Source organism: Actinoplanes sp. TFC3 (genome assembly GCF_001553785.1).
Classification (GTDB): domain Bacteria; phylum Actinomycetota; class Actinomycetes; order Mycobacteriales; family Micromonosporaceae; genus Actinoplanes.
The window spans coordinates 544,398-563,532 of record NZ_LOJP01000001.1; the positions used below are offsets into that span (position 1 = coordinate 544,398).

Below are 19,135 nucleotides of genomic sequence, written 5' to 3' on the forward strand. Positions count from 1 at the left end.
GGTTCGTCCTCGTCGTCGGAGAGCTCGTCGTCGTCGAGGTCGGACAGAGTTTCTACCGGTTCGCTGCCTTGGTTCTCCTCCTCAATCGGGGGAGACGGCTGGGGGGCTGCTTCTTCGCCGGGGTGGTCGGTGCTGTTCAGCAGGTGGAACTCGGCGTGCCCGCCCGGCGTGTCCGGTGTGGCTTGCACGAACGGGTGGCTGCCCTGGCCGAGCACCGAGAACTCGCGGAAGCGGCTGCCCGCAAGCACGTGCACCCGGCCACCGGAGAGCGTGACCGAGCCGTTGGCCGCCCAGACCGCTGCGGCGAACTGCTCCTGGGTGGTGAGGTGGCGCAGGAGGTCGTACGCCAATTGCCCCGGACGCACCGCCGTGCCCGCGCGTGAGGACAGCAGCACCAGGTCGGTGGTTCGCTGCAGATGCCGCCCGCCCGCCCGCTGCGCCTGCGCGACCAGCTTGCCCAGCGTCCGGCCATCGACCTGGGCCAAGCTGCCGTCCGCCAGGGCCACCTGCACAAACCCCGGCCCGGCCGGCACCGCATCAACGCCAAAGGTCACCCGCCGCTGCCACGGCGCCGGGATCTCGGTGAACTGACCGGTGCCGGGGTCGAACTCGCGGATGGCTGGCTGCTGGGCAACCCGGTACGCCGCTCGCATCTCGGCTTCATCGTTGGTGTCACGCGGGAACGCGATGCCGGTGAACCCGCCCCGGCCGTCGCTGAACAGCAAAGGTGGACGCAGATCCGAAAGCTCCAGATCGTGCCGGACGGGCAATGCGTGCGCTGCGTCGGCTCCGGCTGGCTCCGGCCCCGCTGCGGACGGTTGCGGCCCGGCTGTGGGCGCTCCCGGGGTGGCGCTGCCGGGCGCTTGCGGCGCGGGCAGCAGGGCCGTGAACTCGCCGTAGTGGTCAAGTGCCAGCGACGTGCCGGTCACGGTGACCGACGTCTGCGCCGCGTGCAGATCCCCCCGATAGTCGAAGAGGGCGCGAGCCGCGGCGAAAACGTCATGCCCGAGATGTCCCGGCGTCGAGTGGAATCCGGCGTACGGCGACAGCAGCACCAACGACGTGGAAGGGCTGGCCCCCCGCACATCGAGCAGCCCGGTCCCATTGATCAGACGAACCACATCAGCCGGCGAAAGCGTCCGCAACCCGGCCCGCTTCCCAGCCCGAGTCGGCACGGTAGCCGACCGCCCATCCGACAGATCGAAGTGGACAACAAAGGGGCGACGCCGGTTACTGGCCGCCCACCCGGGGACAACCTTGCGCGCCGTACCGGCCCCGATCGGCCCCGGATGACTCAGCACCGTGCCGTGATCAGCCACCCGCCGCGACGAAGCCCAGGTGGCAATGGCATCCCGGTGCTGGTCATCAACCGCGTAGCTGACCCCGAAGATGCGGCCGTCGGCGTCCCTGAGCTTCGTAGGCTCCCGAAGGACATGCTCAACGTCGTCCTCGTCGTCCGGCTCTTCGGCCGCAGCGTCTTCGTTGTCGCTCTGCTCGTCCTCGTCGTCCTCGTTGCCGTCCGACGCTTCGTCGGTGTCCTCCCCGTCGCTCTGCTCGTCCGGGGTGTCCTCGGCTTCGGAGTCCTCGACCTCGCCGCCGTCGCTTTCCTCCGATTCGTCGGCCGAGGAGGCGGTTGAGGACGGGCTGATCGGCGCCGAGGCGGGGCCCTGGGTGACGCCCAAGCCCGGCCCGGCAGCCGGACCAACGCCCGGCCCGGCAGCCGGACCAGCCCCCGGCTCGGAGCCCACACCCGAGGCCATCCGAGCAGCGGGCTGGCCGGCGATGATCCCGAGGCGCCCGCTCGAGGTCCACAGAACCTGACCCGTAGTGGCCTGAACAGGGGTTTTCGCGGGGTCGATCGGGAGGCCGGTCGCGAAATCGTGCCCCACGTTGCCCGGTTCGTCGGTTACGCCAGCGGTTGGGGAACCGAGCAGGATGCTGGTCCGCCCGGTGGTCAGGAGGTCCGCGAAGCGGGGGTGCTGCGCCAGCAGCGTGGCCAGGGCGGTTCCGCTCAGTTCGAGTTTGCGGCCACCGGCAGCCTGGACCCAGACACGTTTGCCGTCGCCGGCTACTGCGACTGCGTAGCTTGAGGTGCCGCGAGGGGTTCCTGGCACCATGCTGCCGGTGGTCACGTCAGCCGGGTCGCCGGGCAGCGGCAGGGTCAGGCCGCGATCGCCCGGGAGCTCGGTGAGCGTTACGTCGCTGAGCTGCGGTGGACGTACCAGGGCGAAGTCTGCGTCTCGAACCACCAAGCGTGAGCCACTCGTCCGGGCGACGGTCTTGATCTGGGCTTGCTCGCCGGTGGGGTGGTAAATCGGCCGGTAGCCGCCGGTCGCGATCTGGCCGGCCAGGATCTCGTGCGCCTCGTCGGGGGTCAGGCCCGCGTTGGCACCGAGCGGTACCAGCACCAGCGGGCGGTTGAAGGCATGCCGGTCCAGGTCGCGGAAGCCGGGCTGATCCTGTAGGTGACCAGCGAGGTCGCGAGGAGCAATCAGGTCGCCGGCGGGTACGCGGAAGCCGCCGGGCGCCCGCTCGACGAAGACGAACACGGGTTTGCCGGCCGGGCGGTTGGCTTCGGCGGCCCACGGGGCGGGACGGGTGCGGCGGTCCACCTGGTTGCCACCGATGGCGGTTTCGGACACCAACATGGTGGCGTCGTTGGGGGTCAAGCCGTTCGCAAAGTCGGTCAGCGTGCGGCTCACCGCGGGGTCGGCGATCAGCGAGTACCCGAACGCGTTGCCGTCACGATCCGCCAAGGCCCGTGGCGCAGCATCCGACGAAGGAGCGGGCGAGGAGGGTAACTCCTCGACCTGGATGTCGTTGCGGATGGGCTCGAAGGTGCGGAACGAGCCCTCGTCCGGCAGATACACCCGGTCGGGCACCGTGCGGAAGTCCGTCGCCGCGTCCGGGGCGTACACCGGTGCCACGTGGTCGGCGTTGCGGTACGCGTATTCGGCGAAGTCGTGGGCCAGTCCGCCCGGAGCCTGCGTGCGCCCGGACGACGAACCGAGCAGGACGGTCGGGGCGGTTTCGCCGTCCACCCCGTCGAACAGGCCGGACTCGGTGGCCAGGCGGGCCAGCGTGGCGCCGTCGACGCGGATCGGGCCGCGTTGGCGGTGCAGGATCACGGCGTGCCCGTCGCCGGAGGTCGCGGTGTTGATGGTGCGCGGCGGGCGCGACGAGTCGTTCCAGGGCGTCGGGATGTCCTGCAGGTAGCCCGCGCGGCGCCGGGACGGCACGGAGTAGTAGCCGGATCGGGCGGCGCTGTGGGCCCGGGACATCAGCCGGCGATCGGTTTCGGTCAGCGGGAAGTTCAGCCCCGCGGTGGTGCCGTGCTGGTTGTCCACCGCCACGATGCGAACGTCCTCGGCGGACACGTCATTGTCGATGGGCGGGAGTTGTCGCGGCGGGCGTGCGGTCCAATTACCGTCCGATGGCGCGGGAGAGGCGGCGGGAGTCGAACGTTGGCCGGGACCCTGGAGGGCGGGGGCGCCGAAGCCGACGATCCGGCCGCCCGCGCCGACGCCGATGCGTGCCTGGCCCTGTTCCGAGGGGTTGGTGTAGAGGCGGTTTGTTGGGGCGTAGGTGATCCGGCGCAGGCTTTGCTGGAAGTCGTACGCCGCACCGCCACGCCCGGCGATCTGGCCGGTGTCGCAGGACAGCAGCATGACCGGGGTTTCCGGGCCGCTCAGGGCCTGGGCTTGCGTGGCGATCCGGGCGAACTTGGCGCCGGAAACGCGGATCGTGCCGCCGCTCTTCAAGCCGACGGTGAAGCCTTGCGCGTCGCCGTGGACGTCGACGTAGACCGGCCGGGGTGAGCCGGTCGGCCAGGGGGCGGGCCGCTCCAGGTCGGTGCCGCCGGGGGTGCCGGTGAAGCTGCGGTACGAGTCCAAGTCCCCCGTACCTGCCGCCGCGAACCCGGTCATGGTGTCGTCGTCACCGGCCCGGCTCGGGAAGCCCACCCCGATTTCCTCGCCCGCGGCGTTGCGCAGCGGCACGGTCCGGATGTCGTTGAACGACAGCGGGGTGACGTCCATCTCCACGGCGTTGGCGCTGCGGAACGCCTCCAGCTCGTGCTCGTGCGTGCGGTGCGCGGCCCACCATGCGGCTTCGGCCGGCGCGGTGCCGGCGGACTGGGCGATCGCCGCGCTCCACTCCTGCCCGCGGGCCGCCAGGTCCACCGCTGATTGGCGCAGCGACGCGGGCAGCTCCATGCCGGTCCGCGTACGAGCTTCGGCATCGGGCATCCGTACGGTCACCGCGTCCGTCACCGTCAGTTGCGTGCCGGCCTGGGACATCGGGTGCTTGTCCTGGGAGCGGGCGATGATGCGGAACTCGACGTCGTACGAGATGGCCTGGGTCAGCTTGTCGTCGTTGGCCGCGGTCGTGGGCAGCTCGTGGTTCCTGCTGCCGGGCAGGGTGTTCTCGACGGTCAGCGCGCGGGCCGGGTCGGTGCGGTAGATCGGCTGCTCGTAGTACGTGGAGACGTTGAGCGAGCCGAGGTCGTGACGCTCGCCAACCTCCTTGTTGCCGCTCGGGTGGTTGTAGCCGGCGCCGATGACTGGGCCGTTCATCCGCACCGAGAACGTGTTACCGGTGGCGCGTTCCATCTTGCGGCCGCTGTCGTGGTGCTCGCCGCCCTCGATCTTCACCCGGGCATCGGCGTGCGCGAAGCGGGGGGCGGGTTTGAGCCGGGCGTCCACGATCAGGTCGCGGCCGGCCTTGCCCAGCGGCAGCACGAACCGGCCCTCGGTCATCCCGCCCGCGAGCGCCGCCTTCACGTTGTTCACCGTCAAGCCGTCGCGCACCGCGGTGCGGGTGGCTTCGTCGACCTCGGCGCCGGAGTTGGCCAGTGCCGTGTGCGCAGCGTTGTGCAGATCGCCCAGGTCGGCCAGCACGTGCTCGACGGCGAACTGGCCGCGCTCGGGCAGCGTGTCGTGTTCCCCCTCGGCCGTCCGCCAGTTCTGCCGCGCGTTGTCGCTGAGTTCCCGCAGCGGTACGCGCGAAGCCGGCCCGGCCTGGCCCAGTTCCCGGTCGCCGACCTCGCGGGGCCGGGTGTCGCTGGGCAGCGAGTGCACCTGAACGGGCCGTTGCGCGCTCACCGTGGCGCCACCCGGCAGGTCGTGCCCGGTGATCGTGACGCTGAACTTCAGTTCACCGTCGAAGCGTGCGGCTGGACCGTCCTTCAGCTTCAGGGTCTGCTCGAACTCAACCTCGTTGTGCTGGGTGTCCTTCGTGGAGCGCACGCCCAGGTTGGCCGTGCCGACGTAGCCGCCACCGAGCGATTCGGTGGTGGGCCCGGGGCCGGAGGTGGGAGCGGGCTGGGCCGGGTCGGGGTTCTCAGTCCACATGCCCTGGGCGCGCCCGGTGATCGAGACCGAGCCGATGGTCCGGCCCTTGCTGCTGGTGCCGGAGTTGCGGATCGTGGTGCTGTCGTTCACCGACAGCTCGGAGACGTGGTCGACACCGCTGAACGTTGGCGGCCGGGCGAACTCGGCGTTCAGCGTGACGTGGTAGGTGTGGCCGCGGAACCGGCCTTCGAGGCGCAGGGGCAGGCTGCGGCCGCCGTTGAGCGCGCTGCCGAGGTGGTGGTCGGCCTTGCCGAGGAACGATTGCAGCATGCGGACGTTGTCGTGCGGGGCGTCCAGCGGGGATTCGGGCAGCAGGGCGTACGCGAGGTCGCGCCCGGCCTGCTCGGTGATCGCGGTGCGCAGGTCGGTGACGACGGCGGACAGGTCGAGCGGGCTCAGCACCCCGCCGAGCCCCAGCGAAGCCGGCTGCCCGGGGGTGATCGGCGCGTTCAGCCGTCCGGCGGGCTGGGCGGCCGGCTCGGTGACCGGTCGCTCGCGGTCCAGCTCCTGCTCGCGGCCCCGCTGGGCGTCGCGCACGAGGTCACTTTCGCGCTGCTGACGCCGTACGAGATCAAGATGCCTGTCGTCCTGGGTTCCCATAAGCCGGTGCATTTCGGCCATGCGGTTGTCGTGGGCGGCCAGCCGCTCGGTCCCCTGCCGGGCCGGACGATCGGCGACCGCGTCGGCCACCGCCCGCTCCCGCCGGATCGCCCTCTGCTGGAAGTCGTGCAGCTCACGGGCCTGGCGGCGGTGCAGTTCGACGATGTGCCGCAGGCCCGTCCAGTCGCCGGGCTGAACCTCGCGCCGGGCATCCCGCACCGCCCGCGCCTGGGTTCGGCGCAGCTCCCGCTCACCCTGGACGTTGTCGCGGCGCACCCGCTCGGCGAACTGGCGAGCCTGCTGCAGTTCCCGACGCTGACGCCGGGCCAGGTCGGTGATCTCGCGTTCGTGGCCCTCGCGCAGGTCCCGGCGGGCCTCGGTGAACTCGGCGTCCTGACGTGCGGCTTCCTGGCGGTGCTTGTCCTGCAGGCGTTGCTCGATGCTGCGCTGCTTCAGGTGCTCGTCGTGCCGCTGGAGGTCGTGCAGTTGCTTGGGTGACATCCACATCAGCACCGCGCCCGGCATGGTGAAGCGCTGCGCGGCGGCCTGCTTGTGGCCCCTGGTGACGCCGAACGGGTCGAGCGTGGTGCGATGCCCGGCCTCGGCGAACACCTCCGCCTCGACGTCGAGCTGGACGAGCACCTGACGTTGCGAGCCCCGGCCCAGCCGCAGCTTGGTGACGCCGGTCAAGCCGCGTTCCTTGAGGCTGCCCCAGGTGCGCTGCCAGGGCGTGACCGAGGCGACGAGGATGCCACCGGGTTTGGTGGTGATGCCGTCGGAGACCGTGCCGTGCCCGGTGAAGGGGGCGACGGCGGTGACTGAGGTGCTGATCTCGTACGAGCGTCCGCGCTTGCTGCTCACCGCGGACCCGCCGGACAGCGCGTGCTTGACGCGCTCGAACTCCGAAATGGAGAGCTGCTTCGGATTAGTCGGGCGAAGCCGGACGCGAGCGTCGGCGTCGGTGGTCTCCAGCCGGCGGTTGTGGCCGAGGTTGCTCAGCGCCACCGGGCGGCTGAAGATCTCCGGGTTCGCGGCGAGCTGCTCGGGTGAGAGCACGGTGGCAATGGCCGTCGAGTTGCGCCCGTCCGGGAACGAGAAGATCACGTCACCGGTCTTGACCAGCGTTTCCTTCACTGCGTCCTGCAGATGCCCGGCCCCGCGGAACGCCTCGATGCGGGCGCCGTCCAGGGCCAGCGGGTAGCCCCCGGTTACCGAGTTCAGCGGCGCCGGGTCGGTTATCCACTCCTGCTGGCGCGGAGCGGTCGGCGGCAGCTCGGCCGGCGGGGTGCGGGTGACCCGGTGCTCGGGCACCAGCATGCGGACGGACAACGGATACGACTTCGGCCGGTAATCCACCACGGCCACCTCGCTGGGCAGCCCCCGGCCCGGCTTGCCGAACGACACGTGCTGGAAGTTGTCGCTGGTGCGCACGCTGGACCTGATGGTCGCGGAGACGTTCAGCGTGGCGGCGAACTCGCGCAGTTGCTGATCGGTGAACTCGCCCTTCTCGTCCAGCTCGGGGCCGTACCGGGAATCGGCGAGGTGTCCCTGCGACAACCCGACCTGGTGGCTGCGCGCCTTGGACCGGCTGATCCGGGGTCCGCCCAGCACCGTGGAGAACGCCTTGCCGAGCGGACCGAGGATGCGCGCCTCGAGGCTCAGCTCGGTGGTGCGGGAACGGTCACGCCCGCCCGTGGTGGTGCTCTTGTTCTTGCGCTTGTAGTCCGTCTGTGCGGCGCCACGTTCGGAGAGCTCGCCGTCGGAGAGGTCGGCGAGGCGGCCGCCGACCGTGACCACCGAGGTGTACGTGTAGAGCCGCCCGCGCTTGACCAGCGGGATCTCCAGCCCTGGGCCGACGATGCGGTCGAGCACGTAGGCCAGTTGCCGGTTGGACAGCCGCGAGCGGGCTTCACTGTCGCGCGACAGCACCGCCTGCACGGTGGCGGTCAGGCCCTTGGCGAGGTCGGGGTCGTTGAAGGTCTTGATGAAGGCGTCGGACTCCAACGTGAAGCCACGGTGGCCCGGCACGCTCTGCAGGGCCTTCTGAATCGCCTCGTACACCTTGTCGCCGCCGCTGACGTCGTCGATGAACGCGCCGCCGAACGACTCGCCCTGCTCGATGTGTGCCGGGGCGTAGTGGGTGCGCTGGGGTCCGCGCCGGCCCGGCCAGCCCGCCTGCTCGCGGTCCGGGTCGAGCGGGGTGTCCTTGACCCGGTCCGGTGAGGTCCACTGCAGCGTGTGGACCTGGCCCGACAGGGTGCGCGGGGGCTTGCCGAGGGTGCGGATCTGCAGGTCGTACACGCTCTGGTAGCGCACCGCGGGCCCGGTGGCGGTCAGCGTCTGGCGGTTGCTGACCTCCTGCTTGATCTCCTGAACCGTGGCGCCGGAGCGGGAGCCGGACAGCTTGGGCGCGATGAGCAGCGTGAGCGGAGCGAGGTCGGTGCCGCCGCCGGCCAGACCCCACAGCGAGGCGGGGTGGTCGGAGGAGGTGGTGTCGGTGTTCTCGCTCAGGAACGCGGCGATGTCGGAATGGGTGGCAGTCTTCGCGCTCTCCACGACCTGCACCTGGCGGGGCACCAGCCGTAGCTGGATCTGGCGGTCGCGGCCCGGGAACAGCCGGCGCCACCCGCGAGCCGGCGAGCGTAGCAGCGGCGGCGAGGACATCCAGCCCTTGTGCTGGTCGGCCGGGTCGCGCACGACCAGCTTGGACAGGTTGGCCGCGATGTTCGCGTCGCCGAGGAACTGTTGCAGCACCTCGCGGCCGGGCGCGCCGATTCGGGTGATGTCGCCCAGCCCGTCCGCGACCAGCGCCTTCTCGACCTGCTGGAAGTAGGATTCGCCGTCGGTGCGGCTGACCGCGCTTTCCAGCCCGAACCGCTTGGGCAGGTCGGAGTCCAGGATCGGGGTGCCGGGCTGCAGCGGCGGCAGCGCCTTCGGGGTGGCGAACGCGCTGGGCACCTGCAGCGCCACTGTGCCGGTGGCGTCGGGGGTGGCTGTGGTCGTACCGTCGGCGAAGGTGATCGTTGCCCGGAACGTGATCGGCACCCGCACGTTGGCCTGCTGCTCGACCTCAACGGTGGTTGAGGTGGTGTATTTGGTGCGCTGCGCGGTCGAGCGGGCGGTGGCCGGCACGGTCGGGATGGTCGCGCCGGCCCCGGCGATCATGCCGGGCAGCACGGTGACCGTCGCCTTCGGCTCCAGGGTCTCGCCGCGCGTGTGCTTCAGCGAGTACTTGGCCTCGCCGTCGGCCTTCGTCGTCGCCTTCGCGCCCTTCTCGCTGAACTTCTGCACCTGCACGGCGTCCCAGTCGAGCGTCGCGGTGACGGTCAGCTCGGCCGGGCGCCCGCCGATCGTGACCGCATACGGCTGCCCCGCGCCGAGGAACTGGTTGACGTTGTGCCTGCTGTCCTCGCCCAGCTTGGCCAGGTCGGCGGCCGCGATCGCCGGGGCCACCGCCCGGAGCAGATCGGCGATGGGGGCGCCCTCGGTGGGATGCAACTGCCGGGCCAGGCCGAGGGTCCGGGATTCCTTCAGGTACGCCGGGAGCGCCTGCACGACCGCGAGGGGCGACGGTGCGGCAACGTCGCCGTCGGTGCTGATCGCCAGCCCGATGCTCTCCGGGTCGGGCTCGGCCGACATCCGGTCGTCCACTTCAAACAGCAGCTCCGGCGGCGGCCCCGAATCCGTGCTCGGGCTCGCCGGCACCTCCTCGACAACCCCCAGCTCTGTTGCGGCTTCCAGCGTCTCGCGCAGGCTCTCCTCGGGGGTACGAAGCAGCTCGGCCGCCTCCCCCAACTGCTCGACCGCCTGGCCGTGCGCCTCAACCGCCGCCGCCACGCTGCCCTCGGCTTCGGCAAGAGCGTCGGCCGCTTCGTCGAGCTGCACGGGTAGATCATCGGCTGCCTGCCGCAGGTCAGCGAGTTCATCCGGGTCAACGTTGTGCCAGGTGAACCGGTCCTGATCGCTGCGCTGCCGGGCGCCGTACGCCGTGGCGAACAGCTCGGCGATCCGCTGCTGCTCGTCCGGCGTCAAGCTGGCGCGTGCGAGGGCGTCGGCGTCCAGTTCCGCAGCAGCCGCCTCATCCGCCGCCGTCCGGCTGCTGGTGACCAGCGCCGAGAACGCGTCGTGGGCCTCGCGCAGCGCGTCCTGGATCTCCTGCGCCTGCCTCGTCTCGGTCTCGGCTCGCCCGGCGGCTCGCCGCAGCGTGGTGAGGTCGGCGCGCAGGTCGGACGCGGCGGCCAGGGCAGCCCGGATCGGTCCGTTGCTGCTGCGCACCTCGGCCGCCGCGGCATCGGCCTGGCGACGCAGTTCGCGGGCCTCGGTGCTGCCCGGGAACAGCTCATCCGCCCGGTCTGCGGCCCGGTGCGCTGCTTGCGACTGCGTCCACAGGTCAGCCGCGCGAGCCCCCAGTGCGCTGTGCACGGCGTCAACCTGCTCGGCCAGCTCCCGGGCCTGCTGCGCGAGCTGGGCAGCGTCCCCGGTGTTCACCGGCTCGTCCAGCAGCGGCGCGAGGTCGTCGATCAGCGGTTGCAGCGCCTCGGCGATGTCGTCGGCGTTGCGCTGCGCCTGCCCGGCGTCGAAGGAAATCTCCCCGGCTACCCCGGCGGCGTTGACCGCGCCCAGTTCGGCGTCGAAGCCCAGCACGGCAGGCAGATCGGTGACCGTGAGCCGCCCGTCCGGCGACTGCACGAACTCCAGCCACCGGCTCTGCTCGCTCGGCGCGTCGATAACTGGGCGGCCCTCGCTGTCGTACTGGTCGCCCGGCGTGACCACGGCGTGCCCGTCCTGCGTGGCCCAGGCGATCCCGGCCGGTGCGACGACCCGCACGCCGGGCAGTTCCCGGGCGAGCTGGGCGGCGAAGCCGTTGTCGCGGTCCAGGGCGGTGTCACAGGCCAGCAGCACGATCGGCTTGCCCGCCGCGCGCGGGTCCGCCCGGATGCGGCGGGCAAGGTCGGCGGCGGTGACTCGGCGGCCCTCGGGGCGCAAGTGGTACTCGTCGGCGTGCGAGAACACCATGTACCGGTCGTCGGCGGGTGGAAAGTTCTCGGCGGTGCCGACCAGCCCGGGATCGTTCGGGTCGCCGAACAGCAGACCGGCCGGAACCCGCTGGGTGGTGCCCATGGCCGGGCCGGGGGCGGGTGCGGTTTCGAAGGGTACGGCCACAATCGCCGGCACCGCAGGGGCAACCGTGCTGGGGTTGGCGAACTGGACCAGGTGCCCGCCGTCCTCGATGCGCAGCTGGGAGCTGGCGCGCAGGGTGCCCGTGGCGCCGTACGCCTCGCCGAGATGCCCGCGCTGCCCGGCCGCGCTGCGCAGGAAGTCGTAGACCGGCCCCTGCTGCTGCAGTTGGGCGGCGGAACAGGACAGGAACAGCAGCGGGGACTGCTTGCCCGAGCGGCTCTGCTCGATCGCCTGCGTCTGGTTGACGAGGTTTTCGAGCTGCTGGCCGGTGACCGGGACGACGCGGCCGTTCTTGAGCTTGATGCGGAAAGAGGACGGGTCGGCGTGCGCCTGCACGTAGAACATCTGCCTGGTGCCGAGCCCATCGCGCCCACCCCACGGCACCGGTAGCTGCTGCGAGCTCTCCGGGGACTCCTGGACGTACGTGTCGGACTGCGCCTCGTCGATCGCCGGCATGGACGTCTCGAACAGCTTGCGGTCACCCTGGCGGGTCGGGAAGCCCACGCCGATGGGCTCACCGCTGGACTTGCGGATGACCATGACCTCGACGTCGCCGAGGTCGTACTGCTGCTGCGACTGCGGTTCCGTGGCGGGGTCGGCGGCCATGGCATCGGGGGTGCCGGGCCGCGACTGGCTCAGTTGGTGGATGGTCTGCAGCACCTGGTCGCGGTCGGGGCTGGCAGCCCGGTCCCAGAGCCGGTCGAAGTAGACGGCGGTGTTGCTGGCGGGATCGGCGTGCAGCCCGGTGATCGCCTCGGCCAGCACCGCCACCGCCCGCGGGTCCGGGCCGATCTGAGCGAGCTGCGGGCGGAGTTCTTGGGCGTACCCCTCGGCGGTTTCTCGCAGTCGGTTGTCGAAGGCCCGCAGTTGCTCGGGGCTGAGCGTGGCGGCGTACTGATCGCTGTTGCGCAGCATCAGGAACTGGCCGGGATCCATCAGCAGCCGGGTGATGACGGGGTACGGCGTGCCCTGGGCCAGCACCTCGGTAACCGCCTCGGCGCCCAGCGCGTCCTGCAGCCGGTTCACCTCGTCGTTGCCCAGCACCCGCTCACCCGGTGGCAGCGCCGCTATCGACTTCAGCACGCTCTGCGCGGTGTGCACCTTCGCGTACGCCTCGAACGCCGGATCGTCGCGCAGGTCCAGGGTTTGCTCGGTGTCCTTGGTGAGGGCCGCCTGCGCCTGGTTGAGTTGCTGGATTGCGCGGGCGTCGAGGTCCGGGTCGCCGGTGGACGGGAACCGGGTGATGTCCGAGCCGGGCCGGTCGGTGTGCTCGCGCAGGTTGAGATACGGGCGTTCGATGAGCTGGGCCAGGTTGGCGGTGTTGGCGCCCTCCAGCACCGCGGGCAGGGTGCCCTGCTGGTACAGGTGGTTGAACACCGTCTGCGGGACGCTTCCGGCGCGCAGGATCAGCACCTCACCCGGCGCCAAGCTGGTGATCCTAGCGGCGGCGTCCGGGTCGGCGGCGTGGGCGTAGTTGATGCCGGGGGCGTTCTCGGGCAGCCGCGGGTTGCCGAGCAGCAGCACAACCGCAGGCTTGCCGAGCCGGGCGGCGGCCAGGGCGGCTGCGAGCTGGCGTTGGGCGGACACCTCGGTGGCGAAGTCGGTGCGGTGCAAGCCGTACACCGGCATGACCTCGGTGGGCGGCTCACCGTAGACCGGCATGACTTCGGTGCTGCCGCTCTGCGCCTGATTGACCAGCGTCGTCAGGGTCGAGGCGACGGTGGGATCGCTTATCGACCGGTTGATCTCCTCGGTCGCGCCGGTCGCCGGCACCGGATAGCGGTACAGCGCGTCCTGGCTGATCGGCAGGCTGGTTGCTTCGACGATGCCGTCGGGGCCGCGTTCGAGCAGCATGCGATTTCCGAGCTGCCAGGCGAACGGCTGCATGATCGCGGCCCGGTCGACGCCCAGATAGTCGAGGAATTCCTGCTGTTCGTCCGGGTCGTTGATGTCGTCGATGGCGGGCACGAGCACCGTGGGCGTGCGGCCCTGCGCGTCGGCCAGGCGACTGCCGGGCTGCGAGCTTCCGGCTTCATATTCGGGGCGGATGTCGAAGGTCAAGTTCTGGCTTCGCGCGTACGCGTCCAGCCCGCCCGGGGCCATGGAGCTCAGCGCCTGCCGGGTGCCGGGGGACATGATGACCTGGATCGGCCGGTCGTAGCCCTTTGCCCGTACCGCATCGATGAGGTTCATGCCGGCCGCGACGTGACCGCTGTTCGTGGCCTTGTCGATGTAGACGGCCAGGTCGGGCTGCCCCGGGTCGTTCAGGAAGTCGCGGACCTCCCGCTCCGTGCCGGACATCTGCGGGGTACGCCCAGAGCCCAGCCGCATCCCATCGCCCGCCCCCACCTGCGGCGCAGCGCTGATCCCCTCGAACGGACGCTCATCGTTGACAACGTCCCAGCCCTCGTCATCGATCGCGTCGTGCTGATAGAGCTGCCACGACTCGCCGCCAACGGTCTGCACGCCGCCGGGTGTGCCGGTGCCGGCGATGATGTCGGACTTGGGCGCGAGCACGTCACCGTGACGCGCGTCGGCGAAGTGGTGCGCGAAGCCGCCGGCCAACGTACCGGTGTCGCAGGCAAGCAACGCGATCGGCGTGCCCGGCTCGCCCACGATGGTGGCGAGCTGGCCCGGCGTCAGTGAGACCGTGCTGGTGGTGCCATCCGGGTTGCGGACGGGCGCGTTGACCACGTCCCCGGCACCGTGCACGACAACCGCGGTCGACGTGGCGCCGGGCAGCAGCGCGCGGTCACCAAGCGCGTGGTAGTCCTGGTCGTTGAGCAGCGCGATGCCGGGCCGGCCTCCGGGCAGCGGCCGGATGTTCAGCGGCCGCCCATCGGCGAGCCAGGTGCCGTCGGGCGCGGCGGTGATGCTGCTGACCGGCGGGACTGTGCTGGTATCGCCGAGCTGGGCGCCCTGCGCGTCTCGCAGGGCCTGCACGATCTCGGGGATGGACCGCCCGCCCTGGAACAACTGGTCCATGTCGGGCGCGATGATTGGTGTGAACCCGTTGTCCAGCAACAGTTTCGGCAGCAGCACGTGCACGTTGAGCCGCCGGTTGCCGTCCTCGAACGGGTGCGTGATGTGCAACGTCCGCACGGTCCGCGCGATCGCGGCGAGCCGGGCGTCGACGTCGGTGCCGGCGACCTGCAGCTCGGCCCGGTACTGGTCGAAGATGTGGTCGACCAGGCCGGCAACATCCGCGCGGGTGTAGTTGGTCGTGATGGTGCGCGGCATGTTGTTGTTGCTCATGCCGCCGCGGCCCATCATCGTGCTGGTGAACGTGATCGGCCGGGCACCGCGCTGGGTGACGGCGTCCCGCAAATCCATCATCAGCGGCCGCCCGCCGACCCGGTCCCGGAACACGTCCGGGGCGACCTGCGGGTTGCGGACGGGGAAGCTGGTGGGCCGGGCCCGTCCGCTGCGGTCGGTGCCACCGGTCCAGTTCAGGTCACGGCCCAGCGGCTGGGTGACCGTCTCGTGCATCCGCTTGTAGTCCGCCGAGCCGAGGGTGGTGCTGGTGACGTACGGGTTGTTGAGGAACTGGTTGTAGGCGTCGACCATGCCGCGTTGGAAGCCGGGGGACTGGTCGTGGTCGTACAGCGAACCCGGATTTTGGGGAAAGTTCCTGGCGGCTTCGGCGTGATGACGCGGGTCGAGATAGAGACGCCACCACTGGTTGGAGGGCACCACCTGCGACAGCACCCGCGGCCGCCCCGGCGTCGCCCCCAGCAGCACTCCTGCTTCCGGCGCCGGCTGAGAGCTTTTCAGCGTGGTGACGATGTCGTCGACGGACCGGCCGCCCTGGAAAAGCTGGTCCATGTCCGGCGAGATGACCGGCCGGAAACCGTTGTCCAGCAACAGTTTTGGCAGCAGCACGTGAACGTTGAGCCGCCGGTTACCGTCCTCGAACGGGTGGGTGATGTGCAGGGTCCGCACGGTGCGGGCGATCGCGGCGAGCTTGGCGTCGGGGTTCGGGCCGGCGTTGTTCAGCTCAGTCCGGTACTGGTCAAAGATCTGGTTGACCAGCGCTGGTGCGTCGGCCCGGCTGTAGTTGGTGGTGATGGTGCGGGGCATGTCGTTGTTGCTCATGCCGCCGCGACCCATCATCGTGCTGGTGAACGTGACCGGGCGGGCGCCGCGCTGGCCGATGGCTTGGCGCAGGTCCATCATCAGCGGCCGGTCACCGACGCGGTCTTGGAAGACGTCCGGGCTGACCTCGGCGTTACGTACCGGGAAGCTGGTCGGCTTGGCGAGGTTGCCGCGGGTGCCGCCGGTCCAGTCCAGCGCCTTGTCGAGGTGCTGGGTGACCGTCTCGTGCATCTGCTTGTAGGTGTCGGCGTCAAGGTTGTGGCTGGTGACGTCCGGGTTGTTGAGGAACTGGTTGTAGGCGTCGACCATGCCGCGCTGGAAGCCTGGGGATTGGTCGTTGTCGTACAGCGATCCCGGGTCGTTGGGGAACTTGGATTGAGCTTCAGCGTGGTGCTTCGGGTCCAGGTAGAGCTGCCACCACTCGGTTTCGGGCATGACCTCGAACAGCAGCGGCGGTGTGCCGAGGTCCGCGGTCAGCTGGACGCCCTGGGTGGGCGCCGGGCCGGTGGGGGTGGCACTGATGCCGTCGAACGGGCGCTCGTCGTTGACGACGTCCCAGCCCTCGTCGTCGATCGCGTCCGGGGTGTAGAGCTGCCAGGACTCGCCGTTGGGGGTGAGGATCCCGGCGGGTGCGCGGTCCGAGCCGATGGTGATGTCCGATTTGGGAGCCAGCACGTCGCCTTGGTGGGCCTCGGCGAACTGGTGCGCGAAGCCGCCGGCCAGCGTGCCGGTGTCGCAGGAAATCAGGGCAATCGGGGTGCCGGGGTTGCCGGCGATGGTGCTGAGTTGCTGCGGTGTGAGGGCGACAGTTGTGGTCGTACCGTCGGAATTGCGCACTGGGGCGTGCACCACGTCGCCTGCGCCATGCACCACGACCGCCCGGGAGTTTCCCGGCGGGAGCAGCGTCCGGTCGCCCAGCGTGTCCCAATCCTGATCGGACAGCAGACCAATGCCGGGCCGATCGCCGGGCAGCGGCCGGACATTCAGCGGCTTGCCGTCTGCCAGCCACGTGCCCTCCGGTCCCGGTGTCAAGGCAGTCACCGGCTGTGCCGTCGTGCGCGAACCGAGCGTGACCGGGGGAGTGGTCAACTGGAAAAGCGCCTGGGTGACCTGGTCACGCTCCGGAGTTCGGGCCTGGGCAAAGACCCGATCGAAGTACGCCGACTGCTCACTGCCGGTGTTCGTGGTGAGCGCGTTGATCGTGTCCGCAACCGTCGTCACCGCCCGCGGGTCCGGCCCGATCGTGTCCAGCGCGGGCTGCAAATCGGCGACGTGCTGATCCCCCATGCTGGCGAGCTGGCTGTCCAGCCCATTCAGCAATTGCGGGGACAACGGAATATCAAGCCCAAAGTCATTCAGCCGTACGTTCGCAGGTCCGCCGTTCTGCGCAATGGTGTTCTTCAGCGTGGTGTCATCCGGGAACGCCTTACGCAGCCGGTCAACTTCGTCGAAAGTCAGCCGCCGCTCGCCGTCCGGCAAAGCGCTCAGGCTGCGCAGCACGTCGCGGGCTGTGTGCACCTTCGTGTAATTGTCGAACGCTGGGTGCTCACGCAGGTCGAGCACCGCCTCGCTTTCGGTGGTAATGGCCCGCTGCGCCTGATTGAGCTGCTCGATCGCCCGCGTGTCAGGGTCCGGATTACCGGTCGACGGGAATCGGGTGACATCGGAAGCCATGCCCGGCCGCTCGAAATGCTCGCGCAAGTTGACGAACGGCCGTTCAATGATCTGGGCAAGGTTTGCGGTGTTGGCACCTTCCAACACCGCCGGAAGGGTTCCCTGTTGGTACAGGTGATTGAACACCGGCTGGGGAACGTTGCCCGCGCGCAGAATGAGGACGTCGCCCGGCTTCAGATTCGTGATTTTGTTTGCGGCATCGGCATCGCTGGCGTGCGCGTAGTTGATGCCGGGGGAATTCTCGGGCAGGCGAGGGTTGCCGAGCAGCAGCACCACGGCCGGCTTGCCCACATTGGAGGACTGAATGCCGGCGGCAAGTTGACGCGGTGCCGACAATTCGGTGGCGAAGTCAGTTCGGTGCAGACCGTAGACCGGCATTACCTCGACATCGCTGTTCACCAGCGTGTTGAGGGTGTTGACAACGTTCGGATCGCCAAGCTTGTTGATCTCGGTGCTCGCGCCGGTGTCCGGCACCGGGTAGCGGTACAGCGCGTCGGGGCTGATCGGCAGCGGAGTCTTCGTAACCGAGCCGTCCGGCCCGCGTTCCACCAGCATCCGCTCGCCCAGTTGCCAGGCAAAAGGCTGCATGACCAGCGCCTTGTCGACGCCGAGATAGTCCAGGAACTGCCGCTGCTCAGTGGTGTCGCCGATACCATCAATTGCCGGTACGAGCACAGTTGGCGTGCGCCCGTTGCCGTCGAGCAGCCGGGGCCCAGAATCGGAGGCCCCCGCCTCGAACTCGGGCCGGATGTCAAAGCTCAGGTTCTGCTGCTGCGCGTAGGTGTCAAGGCCGCCCGGCGTCATCCGATCGAGCGCTTGGCTCGTACCAGGGGAAACAATGACCTTGATCGGCCTGTCATAGCCCTGCAGCCGCACAGAATCAATGAGGTTCATCCCCGCCGCAACATGCCCGGAGTTCGTAGCCTTATCGATGTAAACAGCCAGATCGGGCTGCCGCGGATCGTTAAGGAACCGCCGAACCTCCTGCTGAACGATTGCCGGATCGGGCAAGCCTGCGCCCAGTCGGACGCCTTCGCTCGGAGCTGTCCACGGATTGCTGGCCGGGCCGGGCTTGATCTGCTGCTCATCGTCGTAGGTGAGGTCAATGCCTTCGTCGACGGAGGTTTTTGTCGGGGCTGTGCTTATTGGCTGATTGCTCTGCTGGTCGGCTTGGTCGTCGTCGTAGGACAGGTCGATGCCCTCGTCGGCGAGGTCGCCCTCCACCTGCTGCTGGGCCGCTGGGGCTTCGACGGTTTCGCTCTGGGGGGCCGGCAGGTCGATACCCTGGGCCACTTCCACGCTGATCGGGGCCGCCGGTGCCGTCGGCGTGTCGACTCGCGGTTGCTGAGCTGGGGTGATGTCGCTTGTAGTCGACACCGGCGCTGTTGTTTCGCTGCGGTCGTTCTTCGGGGTCGGCTGGGTAGCAAGGCTTTGCGCTTGCTGTTGAGCTTGAGCTTGCTGCGGATTCTGCGGCGTGGTGGCCGGGTTCGGCGTTTGAGTAGCCGGGTTCTGTGGTTGTGTGGCCGTGTTTTGCGGCGTGGTGGCCGGGCTCGGCGTTTGAGTGGCCGGGCTCTGAGCCGGGGGCGGTGATGTCGGTGTGGCGGCGGTCAGGTTCGGCGCCGGGGTGATGCCGGGAGTCGTGGCCTGGCCGGCGGGCGCCGGAGTCTGGTCCGCCGACGGCGAGGTGGCGCCGGGACCCTCCGAGACCAAACTTTCGCCACTAACCGGAACCGTTGCCGGCGGCGGGGTGACAGCTACCGGGACGCCCGTCAGGTTCGAACCGCTCTGCTCCGCAGTAGGGGTAATGGGCTGTGCTGTAGCTGGCTGCCCGGCGGGGTTCGAGTTCGGCTGCGCAGCGGTGGGCTGGGTAGTTGCCGGGTTGTCTACGGGCTGTGCGGTGCTGGCCGGGTTGCTGACAGGCTGTGCCGTGATGGGCTGACCGGTTGCCGGGGTGACCACGGGTTGCGCAGTCGGGGGCTGGTCCACCGTAGGCGGCGCAGTAGTAGCCGGGTTGGCTCCGGTCTGCGCAGTCGTGGGCTGGGTAGCGTCCGGAGTCGCCACAGGTTGCGTGGTGGCGGGCGGGTTGGCGACCGGGCTTGCCACGGGCTGAGTGACGGTGGGCTGATTGGTCGCGGGGCTGGGCGGTGGGGCGGTGATGGGCTGATTGGCGAGGGGGGCGGGGGGCGGGTGCGGCGGGGGCGGGTGGGGTGTGGCGGGATTTGGTGCGGGGGGCG

1 pseudogene is annotated in these 19,135 nt (G+C 70.0%); it reads right to left on the reverse strand.

From position 1 onward, the window contains the following. Positions 1-18,278: pseudogene (locus TFC3_RS02445) on the reverse strand (hypothetical protein); the annotation flags it as partial. Positions 18,279-19,135: the final 857 nt, after the last annotated feature.